The sequence below is a fragment of the Pseudomonas sp. DL genome (assembly GCF_047199225.1).
GTDB lineage: Bacteria > Pseudomonadota > Gammaproteobacteria > Pseudomonadales > Pseudomonadaceae > Pseudomonas > Pseudomonas aeruginosa.
Window position 1 is genome coordinate 738402 of the sequence record NZ_CP178323.1, and the last position, 12748, is coordinate 751149.

Below are 12748 nucleotides of genomic sequence, written 5' to 3' on the forward strand. Positions count from 1 at the left end.
CTTTTACGAAAAGCTACGTTCGGATAAGCGAGATCAATGCAAAGGGCGCTTGGTTCAGCCGACAGGTTGTCCTCCGCCAATCCCTGGTCCACGCTGATGATTTCCGTGTAGCCGCTTCGCTTCATAGCACGTTAGCCGTTGAGGAGAGAGTAAATGGAAGAGAAGACCCGCCTGACCACTGCCGCTGGCGCACCGGTGGTCGATAACCAGAACGTGCAGACCGCCGGTCCGCGTGGCCCGATGTTGCTGCAGGACGTGTGGTTCCTCGAGAAGCTCGCCCACTTCGATCGCGAAGTGATCCCCGAGCGACGCATGCATGCGAAAGGCTCCGCGGCCTACGGCACCTTCACCGTCACCCATGACATCACCCCCTACACCCGGGCGAAGATCTTCTCCCAGGTCGGCAAGAAGACCGATATGTTCCTGCGCTTCTCCACCGTCGCCGGTGAGCGTGGCGCGGCGGATGCCGAGCGTGACATCCGCGGCTTCTCCATGCGTTTCTACACCGAGCAGGGCAACTGGGACCTGGTCGGCAACAACACCCCGGTGTTCTACCTGCGCGACCCGCTCAAGTTTCCCGATCTCAACCACGTGGTGAAGCGTGACCCGCGCACCAACCTGCGCAATGCGACCTTCAAGTGGGACTTTTTCTCTCACCTCCCCGAGTCGCTGCATCAGTTGACCATTGACTTCAGCGACCGCGGCCTGCCGAAGAGCTATCGGCACATCCATGGTTTCGGCAGCCATACCTTCAGCTTCATCAATGCGAACAACGAGCGCTTCTGGGTCAAGTTCCACTTCAAGACCCAACAGGGCATCGAGAACCTGACCAACGCCGAGGCTGCCGAAGTGATCGCCCAGGACCGCGAGAGTTCGCAGCGCGACTTGTACGAGAGCATCGAGAAAGGCGACTTCCCCCGCTGGAAGATGTACGTGCAGATCATGCCCGAGAAGGAAGCGGCCACCTATCGCTACAACCCGTTCGACCTGACCAAGGTCTGGCCCCACGGCGACTACCCGTTGATCGAAGTGGGCTTCTTCGAGCTGAACCGTAACCCGGACAACTACTTCGCCGAGGTCGAGCAGGCCGCTTTCACGCCGGCCAACGTGGTGCCCGGTATCGGTTTCTCGCCGGACAAGATGCTCCAGGGCCGTCTGTTCTCCTACGGCGACGCCCATCGCTATCGCCTGGGCGTCAACCACCACCAGATCCCGGTGAACGCCGCGCGTTGCCCGCACCAGGTCTACCACCGCGACGGCGGCATGCGGGTGGACGGCAACAACGCCCATCAGCGCGTCACCTACGAGCCGAACAGCTTCAACCAGTGGCAGGAGCAGCCTGACTTCTCCGAGCCGCCGCTGAGCCTGGAGGGCGCGGCGGACCACTGGAACCACCGGGTGGACGACGACTACTACAGCCAGCCCGCCGCGCTGTTCCATCTGTTCACCGACGAGCAGAAGCAGCGGCTGTTCGCCAACATCGCCGAAGACATCCGCGATGTACCGGAACAGATCCAGCGTCGCCAGATCGGCCTGTTCCTCAAGGTCGACCCGGCCTACGGCAAAGGCGTCGCCGACGCCCTCGGCCTGAAGCTGGACTGATGGCCTGATGAGGCCCCCGGCCCCCTTCCTAGGAAGGGGGCTTTTTTATCTGCATTGGCTTGACCCGGATCAGGCGGAGCCGGGAGCATATGCGGCTAGATTCCTAGTTTTCTCCAGGGAGAGCCCCCCGATGCAAGGCCATCCGGAAGTCATCGATTACCTCAACACGCTGCTGACCGGCGAGCTGGCCGCGCGCGACCAGTACTTCATCCACTCGCGCATGTACGAGGACTGGGGCTTCAGCAAGCTCTACGAGCGCCTCAACCACGAGATGGAGGAGGAGACCCAGCACGCCGACGCTCTGCTGCGCCGTATCCTCCTGCTCGAAGGTACGCCGCGCATGCGTCCCGACGATATCCACCCGGGCACCACGGTGCCGGAGATGCTCGAGGCCGACCTCAAGCTCGAGCGCCATGTCCGCGCCGCGCTGGCCAAGGGCATCGCCCTCTGCGAGCAGCACAAGGACTTCGTCAGCCGCGACATCCTCAAGGCCCAGTTGGCCGACACCGAGGAAGACCACGCCTACTGGTTGGAGCAACAGCTTGGCCTGATCGCCAGGATGGGCCTGGAGAACTACCTGCAATCGCAGATCTGACCCTACCCCGCGGATACGAAAAAGCCCCTGCGCCTCACGGTCGCAGGGGCTTTTTCATGAGCGCCCGGCAATCAGGCGCGATCGCGTTCCAGCAACGGCTTGAGGAAGTGGCCGGTGTGCGACTGGGACATCTCGGCCACCTGCTCCGGCGTGCCGTTGGCGATGATCTGGCCGCCCTTGGAGCCGCCCTCGGGGCCGAGGTCGACCAGCCAGTCGGCGGTCTTGATCACGTCCAGGTTGTGCTCGATCACCACCACGGTGTTGCCGTGGTCGCGCAGGCGGTGGAGCACGTCGAGCAGTTGCTGGATGTCGGCGAAATGCAGGCCGGTGGTCGGTTCGTCGAGGATGTACAGGGTCTTGCCGGTATCGCGCTTGGACAGCTCGCGGGACAGCTTGACCCGTTGCGCCTCGCCGCCCGAGAGGGTGGTCGCGCTCTGGCCCAGCTTGATGTAGGACAGGCCGACGTCCATCAGCGTCTGCAGCTTGCGCGCCAGGGCGGGGACGGCGTCGAAGAACTCGCGGGCTTCCTCGATGGTCATCTCCAGCACCTCGTGGATGCTCTTGCCCTTGTAGCGGATCTCCAGGGTCTCGCGGTTGTAGCGCTTGCCCTTGCAGACATCGCAGGGAACGTAGATGTCCGGCAGGAAGTGCATCTCCACCTTGATCACGCCGTCGCCCTGGCAGGCCTCGCAACGGCCGCCCTTGACGTTGAACGAGAAGCGGCCGGGACCGTAGCCGCGCGAGCGGGCCTCCGGCACGCCGGAGAACAGTTCGCGGATCGGCGTGAACAGGCCGGTATAGGTCGCCGGGTTGGAGCGCGGGGTACGACCGATCGGGCTCTGGTCGATGTCGACCACCTTGTCCAGGTGCTGCAGGCCGTCGAACGAGTCATACGGCGCCACTTCCAGGGTAGTCGCGCCGTTCAGCGCGGTGGCGGTGATCGGGAACAGGGTGTTGTTGATCAGCGTCGACTTGCCGGAGCCCGAGACCCCGGTGATGCAGGTGAACAGGCCGACCGGGATTTCCAGGTTGACGTTCTGCAGGTTGTTGCCGCGGGCGCCTTTCAGCTTCAGCAGCTTCTTCTTGTCGCGCGGGGTGCGCTTGGCCGGAACCGCGATTTTCTTGCGCCCGGAAAGGTACTTGCCGGTCAGCGAGTCGGGGTGGTTCATCACCTGGTCGGGCGTACCTTCCGCCACTACCTGGCCGCCGTGCACGCCGGCGCCCGGACCGATGTCGATGACGTAGTCGGCGAGTCGGATCGCGTCCTCGTCGTGCTCGACCACGATCACCGTGTTGCCGAGGTTGCGTAGGTGGGTGAGGGTGCCGAGCAGGCGCTCGTTGTCGCGTTGGTGCAGGCCGATCGAGGGTTCGTCGAGGATGTACATCACTCCCACCAGGCCGGCGCCGATCTGGCTGGCCAGGCGGATGCGCTGGGCTTCGCCGCCGGACAGGGTGTCGGCGCTGCGGTCGAGGGTCAGGTAGTCGAGGCCGACGTTGACCAGGAATTGCAGGCGGTCGCGGATTTCCTTGAGGATCTTCGCCGCGATCTCGCCACGGCGGCCGGTCAGGCTGAGTCCGGCGGCATACTCGCAGGCTTCGCCGACCGGCATCGCGGTGATCGCCGGCAGCGTCCGGTCGCCGACCCACACATGCCGCGCCTCGCGGCGCAGGCGGGTACCGTGGCAATCCGGGCAGGGCTGGGTGCTGAGGAACTTGGCCAGCTCCTCGCGGACCGTGGCCGACTCGGTCTCGCGGTAGCGCCGCTCAAGGTTCGGCAGGATGCCTTCGAAGGGGTGCGAGCGCTTGACGATGTCGCCGCGGTCGTTGAGATAGCGGAAGTCGACGTTTTCCCGGCCGGAGCCGTAGAGCACCACCTTCTGGTGTTCGGCGCCGAGTTCGTCGAAGGGGTCTTCCAGGCTGAAGCCGTAATGCTGGGCCAGCGAACCGAGCATCTGGAAGTAATAGACGTTGCGCCGGTCCCAGCCGCGGATCGCGCCCTCGGCCAGGGTCAACTCGCCGTTGACCACCCGGCGCGCGTCGAAGAATTGCTTCACGCCGAGGCCGTCGCAGGTCGGACAGGCGCCGGCCGGGTTGTTGAAGGAGAACAGCTTGGGTTCCAGCTCGCTGATAGAGTGGCCGCAGACCGGGCAGGCGAAGCGCGCCGAGAAGATGATCTCCTCGACATCCTCGTCCTCGTCCATCGGTGCTACCAGGGCGATACCGTCGGCCAGGGACAGGGCGGTCTCGAACGACTCGGCCAGGCGTTGCTGGAGGTCCGCGCGAACCTTGAAGCGGTCCACCACCACATCGATGCTGTGCTTCTTCTGCTTATCCAGCTTCGGCACTTCGTCGAGTTCGTAGAGCTTGCCGTCGACCCGGGCGCGGACGAAGCCCTGCGCGCGCATCTCGTCGAACACCGCCAGGTGCTCGCCCTTGCGCTCGCGGATCACCGGCGCCAGCAGCATCAGCTTGCTGCCTTCCGGCAGGGCCAGGACCTGGTCGACCATCTGGCTGACGGTCTGCGCCTCCAGCGGGATGTCGTGGTCCGGGCAGCGCGGGGTACCGACGCGGGCATAAAGCAGGCGCAGGTAGTCGTAGATCTCGGTGATCGTACCCACGGTGGAGCGTGGGTTGTGGGAAGTGGACTTCTGTTCGATGGAAATCGCCGGCGACAGCCCTTCGATGGTGTCCACGTCCGGCTTCTCCATCATCGACAGGAACTGCCGGGCGTAGGCTGAGAGGGATTCCACGTAGCGCCGCTGGCCTTCCGCATAGAGCGTGTCGAAAGCCAGGGAAGACTTGCCGGAACCGGAAAGACCGGTGATCACGATCAGTTTGTCGCGTGGCAGTGTGAGGTCGACGTTCTTCAGGTTGTGGGTACGCGCCCCACGAATCAGGATCTTATCCACAGCGGCCTCGCATGGCGGGCGAAAACCGCTGATTATACGGCTGGCCGCTAGCGCGCGGCAAAGTGGCGCGCCTGTGCCGCGAGGGGGCGGACTGGTAGAATGCGCGGCATTTTTCCGGCGCGGGCATTGCCCTGGCCGCCCAGGAGCGGGCGGCGGCGCCATCGGCAGGGGCATGAGGCCTTGCCCTGCAGCGGTTTCTTCCATGAGGGTGTTATGCACGACTCACATACTGAGCGGATGAGCGGTACCGAAACGCGAGCGGCCGTCGGGCTGTCACTGGTATTCGCCTTCCGCATGCTCGGCATGTTCATGGTCCTGCCGGTGCTGGCCACCTACGGCCAGGACCTGGCCGGCGCGACCCCGGCGCTGATCGGCCTGGCCATCGGCGCCTATGGCCTGACCCAGGCGATCCTGCAGATTCCCTTCGGGACCATTTCCGACCGCATCGGCCGGCGCCCGGTGATCGTCGTCGGGCTGCTGATCTTTGCCGCCGGCGCGGCCCTCGCGGCCAATGCCGACTCCATCTGGGGGGTGATCGCCGGCCGCGTCCTGCAGGGCGCCGGGGCGATCTCGGCGGCGGTGATGGCACTGCTCTCCGACCTCACCCGCGAGCAACACCGGACCAAGGCGATGGCGATGATCGGCATGAGCATCGGCGTCTCCTTCGCCGTGGCCATGGTGCTCGGCCCGGTGCTGACCCATCTGTTCGGCCTGCATGGGCTGTTCTGGTTCACCGCCGGGATGGCGCTGGTCGGCCTGCTGCTGATCCTGTTCTTCGTCCCACAGCCGGACCACATGACCCAGCACCGCGAATCCAGCGTGGCGCGCCAGGCCCTGCTGCCGACCCTGAAGCACGGCGACCTGCTGCGCCTGGACGCCGGCATCCTGATCCTCCACGCCATCCTCATGGCCAGCTTCGTCGCCTTGCCGCTGGCACTGGTGCACGAGGGTGGCCTGCCCAAGGAGCAGCACTGGTGGGTCTACCTGACCGCGCTGCTGGTCGGTTTCTTCGGCATGGTGCCGTTCATCATCTACGCCGAGAAGAAGCGTCGCATGAAGCGCGTGCTGACCGGCGCGGTGGCGACCCTGCTGGCCTGCGAACTGTTCTTCCTGGTCTTCGGTCACAGCCTGGCCATGCTGGTGGTCGGCACGGTGGTGTTCTTCACTGCCTTCAACCTGCTCGAAGCCTCGCTGCCGTCGCTGGTCAGCAAGGTCTCGCCGGCCGGCGGCAAGGGCACGGCGATGGGGGTGTATTCCACCAGCCAGTTCCTCGGCGCGGCGCTGGGCGGCATCCTCGGCGGCTGGATGTTCCAGCACGGCGGGCTGAGCATGGTGTTCATCGGATGCGCGGTGCTCGCTGCCCTCTGGCTGGCGATTGCTGTTACCATGCGCGAACCGCCTTATGTGACCAGCATTCGCCTGCCGCTCGCGCCCGCCGCGCTGCAGGACGCGGTGCTGGTCCAGCGATTCAGGGCGTTGCCCGGTGTGGCAGACGCCGTGGTAGTGGCCGAGGAGGCCGCCGCCTATGTCAAAGTGGATACCCAACAAGTGGATCGCACCGCCCTCGAGCGCCTGGCCCAGGCCGCGCCGGGCGGATGCTGAACCTTAGGAGAACGTCATGGCCCGTGGGGTTAACAAAGTCATTCTGGTTGGTAACGTCGGTGGTGACCCGGAAACCCGCTACATGCCCAACGGCAATGCGGTGACCAACATCACCCTCGCCACCAGCGAGAGCTGGAAGGACAAGCAGACCGGCCAGCAACAGGAGCGCACCGAATGGCACCGCGTGGTGTTCTTCGGCCGCCTGGCGGAGATCGCCGGCGAGTACCTGCGCAAGGGTTCCCAGGTCTACGTCGAAGGCAGCCTGCGCACCCGCAAGTGGCAGGGCCAGGACGGTCAGGATCGCTACACCACCGAGATCGTGGTCGACATCAACGGCAACATGCAGTTGCTCGGCGGCCGCCCCTCCGGCGACGATTCGCAGCGCGCCCCGCGCGAGCCCATGCAGCGCCCGCAGCAGGCCCCGCAGCAGCAGTCGCGTCCGGCCCCGCAGCAGCAACCGGCGCCGCAACCGGCCCAGGACTACGACAGCTTCGACGACGACATTCCGTTCTAAGCGACGCCCTTGCGGCGCGGCCCGTCCGCGCCACGGGCAGACCTTCGAAGACCCCCTGCCGCCCTCGGGCCGCAGGGGGTCTTCGTTTTCAGGCGACGCCGCGCTGCAAGGGCACTTCGTCCAGGCCGCCTATGGCGGATAGAGCTTCCCGCATGGCACTGAGCTTAAGGCAGGTTTCGCGATACTCGTGGGCCGGTTCCGAATCGCCTACCAGACCGCAGCCGGCGAACAGGTAGCCCCGGCCCGGCGTGAGCAGGGCCGAGCGCAGCGCCACCAGGAAATCGCCGTTGCCTTCGCCGTCGAGCCAGCCCAGCGGCGCGGCGTACCAGCCACGGTCCATCCCTTCGTGCTGGCGGATGTAGTCCAGCGCCGCGCTGCGTGGGTAGCCGCCCACCGCGGGGGTCGGATGCAGCGCCTGCAGCAGCCGCAGGATGCCGCCTGCGTCGGCGAGGCGGGCGCGGATCGGCGTGTTCAGGTGCTGGACTCGCGCCAGTCGTTTCAGGCCGGGCGCATCGGGGATTTCCAGCACCTCGCTGAAGGGTTCCAGGGCCGTACGGATCGCCTCCACCACCAACTGGTGTTCGTGCCTGTCCTTGGCGCTGTCCAGCAGGGCCTGTCCGAGCCGCGCATCTTCCTGGGCATCGCCGCCGCGGGCGATGGTCCCGGCCAGGGCATGGGTGAGTGCCTCGCCGGCGCGAATGCGGACCAGGCGTTCCGGGGAGGCGCCGAGGAAGCAGGCGTTGCCGCGGCGACAGGCGAACAGCTGGGCGTCGGCATGTTGCAGACGCAGGTGTTCGATGACCTGCCACGGCTCGATGTCGCCGAGAGGCCGGGCCTGGGTGCGGGCCAGCACGACCTTGCCGAAGCGTCCCTGGCGGACACTGCTTACCGCGTCGCTCACCTTGGCTTCCCATTGCCTGCGCTCCTGCGCCGAAGCGTCGCCCTGCGCGCCAGCGGTCGGCCCCGAGGGCCGGCGTCTGGCCGGCTGCCTCAGGCGCAGTAGCGCCGAGCAGTGGTAGGCGGCCAGGGCCAGGGCATCTTCGCCGGGCTTGGCCAGGTGTTGGCAGAGTACCCGGTAGCGTTCGCCCTCGCGCAGCACGGTGATGCCGGCGAGCATCAGGCTGGCATCGGCGAAGGCTTGCCAGTGTTCCTCGCGCGGGCCGCGCGGATCGAAGCGGAATCCGCCGCACAGGCGCGGCGCCAGCGGGCCCTCGACCACGGCGTCGGCGCAGAGCAATTGCCAGTTTTCCTCGATCCGGGCGAAGCGCTGTTCGCCGTGGCCTTGCAGCTCCAGGGCGCAGCCCCAGGCGAAGAACGCCAGCTCGGGCTGTTCCCAGTACAGGCAGGGCGTTTGCCGGTCGTCCCAGGCACCGAATACCTGCAGCGGGTCCAATGGGTCGATCTCGAACGACGCCGCCACCAAGACCGGACGATCGAGCGCCTGCGCCTGGCCGATGGCGCGCTCGAAGGTGCCGCGCAAGGCGTGCAGGCACTGGCTCAGGGGCGCCAGCCGGCTCATGCGGCACCCCGTGTCTGGCGCCAGTACTTGATCTGCTCGGCGATGTACCAGTGGATGATCTGCGCGAACAGTCCCTCGACGAAGGGCGCGTCGAGTCCGTTTTCCTCGGCCCAGCGGGCGCGCTCGGGGAGCATCGCGGCGACCCGCTCGGGCGCCGGAATCGCCGCCTCGCTGGCCTTGAAGCGCGACGCCGCCTTGACGTAGTCCATGCGGCGGCCGAGGGCCTGGACGATATCCAGGTCGATCCGGTCGATGGCCTCGCGGATGTCCGCCAGGCCGGTGCAGTCTTCGGGAGTTTTCATCATGCAACCTCTCGGGAAAGGGCGTCGGGATGTGCGAGGCGGCGCAGCAGGTGCTCGATCACCGCGTCGCGCCCCTCGCTCAGGTAGAAGTGGCCGCCAGGAAAGCGCCGCAGCCTGGCGGGAGTCCGGCTGGCGTCGCTCCAGGCCTGCGCCTCGGCGGCGCTGACTTCCTCGTCGTGCTCGCCGAGGAGGACGTCGAGGGCGCAGGCCAGGGCGATGGGCTGCGCCCGTCGGTAGGTCTCGATCGCCTGGTAGTCGGCGCGCAGGATCGGCAGGAACAGCGCGCGCAGGTCGGCGTCCTCGAGTAGCTCGCTGGCGCCACCCTGGCGGCGGACGTCCTCCAGCAGCGCCGCCTCGTCGCCGCGGTGCAACGCGCCGCCGCGTTGCCGGTGCGGTGCCGGATGGGCGGAGACGAACAGGTGGCGCAGCGGCGCGCCGGCGCTTTCCAGGCGCAGGGCGGTTTCGTAGGCCAGCGCCGCGCCGAGACTGTGGCCGAACAGCGCCAGGGGCGCGTCGGCGAAATCGCGCAGGGCGAGGGCGGCGCCGTCGGCGAGGTCCTCCAGGCGGGTGGCCGGCGCCTCGTTGAAGCGGTCCTCGCGACCCGGGTACTGCAGGGCAAGCAGGTCGATGTCTGGCGGCAGGCGTTCGCTCCAGCTACGGAAGAAGCTGGCGCTGCCGCCTGCATGGGGGAAGCAGGCCAGGCGCAGGCGCGGCATCGGCGTCAGGCGGAACGGCCGGACCCAGGCGGCGCTCATGCGCGGGCCTCCAGCTCGCGGCGCAGGCGCTCGCGCAGGTCCTTCTTGCTGATCTTGCCGATGCCGGTTTGGGGGAAGGCCGGGACCAGCTCGATGCGGTCCGGCACCTTGAACGCGGCCAGCCCGCAGGCGTGCAGGTATTGCTTCAGCTTCAGCGCCGAGGGCGCCGGCTGGCGCGGGATGACGAAGGCGCAGGTGCGCTCGCCGAGCAGGCTGTCGGGCATCGCCACGACGGTGGCGTCGTGCACCTGCGGATGGGCTATCAGCAGGTTCTCCACCTCTTCTGCGGCGATCTTCTCGCCGCCGCGGTTGATCTGGTCCTTGTCGCGGCCCTCCACCACCAGGTAGCCGTCCTTGTCGCGGCTGACCCGGTCGCCGGTGCGGTAGAAGCCGTCCGCGCTGAAGGCCTTGGCGTTGTGTTCGGGCAGGCGGTAGTAGCCGCGGATGGTGTAGGGGCCGCGCACGGTCAGTTCGCCGACCTCGCCGGGGCCGACCTCGCGGCCCTCGGCGTCGACCACCCGCACTTCGTCGTCCGGCGACAGCGGCCGGCCCTGGGTATGCAGCACGCGTTCGGGCGGATCGTCCAGGCGGGTGTAGCAGATCAGCCCCTCGGCCATTCCCAGCACCTGTTGCAACTGGCAGCCGAGCACCGGTGCGACGCGTTGCGCGGCACTGCTGCCGAGCCTGGAACCGCCGACCTGGAGCAGACGCAGGCTGGATAGATCGGCGCGGCGGCTTTCCTGGGCATCCAGCCAGAGCATCGCCAGCGGCGGTACCAGGGCGGTGTGGGTGACCCGTTCACGGGCGATCAGGGCGAAGCAATGCTCGGGATCGGCGCGCTGGCTGACCACCACGCGGCCGCCGGCCAGCAGCGTGCCGATCACTCCGGGGCAGCAGAGGGTGAAGTTGTGCGCCATCGGCAAGCCGGTGAGGTACACCGTGTGCTCGTCGAAGCCGCAGACCTCGGCGCTGGCGCGGACGTTGTAGAGATACTCGCGATGACGCCGGGGAATCAGCTTCGGCGTGCCGGTGGTGCCGCCGGACAACTGGAAGCAGGCGATATCCTCGGCGCGGGCGGCGCATTCTTCCAGCGCGTCGGCCTGGTACAGCGGTGCCAGCGCTTGCAGCGGCGCCTCGGCCTCGCCGTGGATCAGCGCCATCCGGCAGGCGCCGCTGGCGAGCAGCTCACGGGCCATCGGCCGTGGGTCGAAGCCGTCGATCCGTTCGGCGCCGATGTAGGCCTTGGCCTCAGCGAAGCGGCAGAAACCGCTGATCTCATGCTGGCGATGGGCGGGGAGGGCGAGCACCGGGCGTACGCCGAGCTGGAACAGGGCGAAGCAGGTCTCGACGAAGGCGATGCCGTTGGGCAGGTGCAGCACTACCGTGTCGCCATGTGCGAGGCCGGCCTGGCGCAGTCCGGCTGCCAGGCGGCGGCAGCGCTGGAGCAGGTCGGCATAGCTGAGCCGCTGGTCGTCGTCGCAGAGCGCGATCCGCCGCGGATGGCGCGCGGCGCTGGCGGCCAGGGCTTCGGCGAAGTTCTGGTCCTGCCAGTGGCCGGCGTCGAGATAGCGGCGGACGAAGGCGGCGGGCCAGTCGGGGGCGTCGTCGACGGCCGATGGGGTGGCGGGCGAGGAAGTCATGCGATCTCCGTGGATGCGGTCGATTGCCATTGCTGGGAAATGAGATTTATTATCATTGGCGGGCGGCAGGGACCGCGCAAGCCCGCGCCTTTCGATTGCGGGGCTTTTTCATTCGCTGCAGGGGCGGAGTGCAGGGCGCTTTGTCCATCTCCGCTAAAAAGTCCCCCTGCCCCCACGTATCCAGGAAGGCGTCGCCGCGTCGGCAGCGCCCGGGCTACAGGAAAACCTGATGACCATCACCATCATTGCTCCGCCACAGGCCGATGCCGCCGCGCCGGCACCGGGCAACCGGCCCGGCGTCGCGCACATCGATCCGAACATGAAGCTGGTGACCGGAACCTTCTGTTCGGCCAGCGAGGACTGGTTCGAGGAACCGCTGGAGCGCGGCCTGCGCCTGATCCTCGTGCAGAGCGGCCAGTTGCGCTGCCGGATCCCCGGCCAGCCCGAGCACCTCATCGAGGGGCCGAGCCTGTGCACCATCGCCAACGACGGCGACTTCACCTCGGCGCAGATCTACGGCACTGACAAGCCGTTGCGCTACACCATCGTCCAGCTCGGCGTCGAAGCCCTGGACAGCCGCCTCGGCTGGCTGCCCGAGCAACTGATACGCCGCCCCGGCGGCGATCCGCGGATCATGAGCTGCCCGGCGCCGCGGGCGATGCAGGCGTTGGCCTCGCAGATCGCCACCTGCCAGATGCTCGGTCCGACCCGCGATCTCTACCTCGGCGGCAAGGCCCTGGAGTTGGCCGCGCTCAGCGCCCAGTTCCTTTCCGGCGAGGGGCGCCCCGTCGAGGAGCCGCGCATCACCTGCTCGGAGGTCGAGCGCATCCACGCCGCCCGCGACCTGCTGGTCGGCGCCTTGCAGGAGCCGCCGTCGCTGGACACGCTGGCCAGCCGCGTGGGCATGAACCCGCGCAAGCTGACTGCCGGCTTTCGCAAGGTGTTCGGCGCCAGCGTATTCGGCTACCTGCAGGAATACCGCCTGCGCGAGGCGCACCGGATGCTCTGCGACGAAGAGGCGAACGTCTCCACGGTGGCCTACCGGGTGGGCTACAGCCCGGCGCATTTCTCCATCGCTTTCCGCAAGCGCTACGGCATCTCCCCCAGCGAGATTCGCTGAGTCTCCGCGACGACCCCCGACCCGGCCACGGGAGGGGTGTCGCCGCTGCGGGATGACGCTGCATCTAACGAAACAGTCCGGCTGTCTAAAGCATTGCCGGCCAGGCCTCCCAGGCAAGTGAGATAAGGTCGCATTTGATAATCGTTGCCAGGAACTGGCAACCGACCTCAGATGCTTGCCCTAGGGAGCC

At 67.3% G+C, this 12748-nt stretch carries 10 protein-coding genes; 5 read left to right on the forward strand and 5 right to left on the reverse strand.

Annotated features, from left to right (window positions below; translation table 11 throughout):
• Nucleotides 1-153 precede the first annotated feature (153 nt).
• Together katA and bfr are read left to right on the forward strand one after the other, a co-directional pair.
• A complete protein-coding gene (gene katA, locus ACI766_RS03550; protein ID WP_003103909.1) occupies nucleotides 154-1602 on the forward strand; it encodes a catalase KatA in 1449 nt (482 codons plus the stop codon).
• A 130-nt stretch (nucleotides 1603-1732) separates the two neighbouring features.
• Nucleotides 1733-2197, forward strand: coding sequence for a bacterioferritin (gene bfr / locus ACI766_RS03555; protein ID WP_003093668.1), 465 nt, complete (start codon nucleotides 1733-1735; stop codon nucleotides 2195-2197).
• A 71-nt stretch (nucleotides 2198-2268) separates the two neighbouring features.
• On the opposite strand, the gene uvrA is transcribed toward bfr, so the two are convergent.
• Nucleotides 2269-5106: an excinuclease ABC subunit UvrA gene (uvrA, locus tag ACI766_RS03560; RefSeq protein ID WP_034002818.1), complete on the reverse strand. Its 2838-nt coding sequence runs from the start codon at nucleotides 5104-5106 to the stop codon at nucleotides 2269-2271.
• A 213-nt stretch (nucleotides 5107-5319) separates the two neighbouring features.
• Here uvrA and ACI766_RS03565 point away from each other — a divergent pair, with 213 nt between their 5' ends.
• Both ACI766_RS03565 and ssb read left to right on the forward strand, forming a co-directional pair.
• On the forward strand, nucleotides 5320-6708 hold the full coding sequence (locus ACI766_RS03565) for an MFS transporter (protein ID WP_003103910.1): 1389 nt from the start codon (nucleotides 5320-5322) through the stop codon (nucleotides 6706-6708).
• Nucleotides 6709-6724: 16 nt separating this feature from the next.
• Nucleotides 6725-7222: a single-stranded DNA-binding protein gene (gene ssb, locus ACI766_RS03570; protein ID WP_003114685.1), complete on the forward strand. Its 498-nt coding sequence runs from the start codon at nucleotides 6725-6727 to the stop codon at nucleotides 7220-7222.
• 88 nt (nucleotides 7223-7310) lie between these two features.
• On the opposite strand, the gene pchA is transcribed toward ssb, so the two are convergent.
• The 4 genes from pchA to pchD are packed head-to-tail and all read right to left on the reverse strand — an operon-like array spanning nucleotide 7311 to nucleotide 11438.
• A complete protein-coding gene (pchA, locus tag ACI766_RS03575) occupies nucleotides 7311-8741 on the reverse strand; it encodes an isochorismate synthase PchA (RefSeq protein ID WP_003114686.1) in 1431 nt (476 codons plus the stop codon).
• A complete protein-coding gene (gene pchB, locus ACI766_RS03580) occupies nucleotides 8738-9043 on the reverse strand; it encodes an isochorismate lyase PchB (RefSeq protein WP_003106950.1) in 306 nt (101 codons plus the stop codon). The genes pchA and pchB overlap by 4 nt, the downstream gene beginning before the upstream one ends.
• Nucleotides 9043-9798 (reverse strand): pyochelin biosynthesis editing thioesterase PchC, encoded by a 756-nt coding sequence (gene pchC, locus ACI766_RS03585; RefSeq protein WP_003114687.1) that lies wholly within the window; start codon nucleotides 9796-9798, stop codon nucleotides 9043-9045. Before pchC ends, pchB begins: the two co-directional genes overlap by 1 nt.
• A complete protein-coding gene (gene pchD, locus ACI766_RS03590; protein WP_016852424.1) occupies nucleotides 9795-11438 on the reverse strand; it encodes a pyochelin biosynthesis salicyl-AMP ligase PchD in 1644 nt (547 codons plus the stop codon). Before pchD ends, pchC begins: the two co-directional genes overlap by 4 nt.
• 229 nt (nucleotides 11439-11667) lie before the next feature.
• Between pchD and pchR the strand changes: the two genes are divergently transcribed.
• Entirely contained in the window at nucleotides 11668-12558 is an 891-nt protein-coding gene (gene pchR, locus ACI766_RS03595) for a pyochelin biosynthesis transcriptional regulator PchR (protein ID WP_003106955.1), read from the forward strand.
• Nucleotides 12559-12748 lie beyond the last annotated feature (190 nt).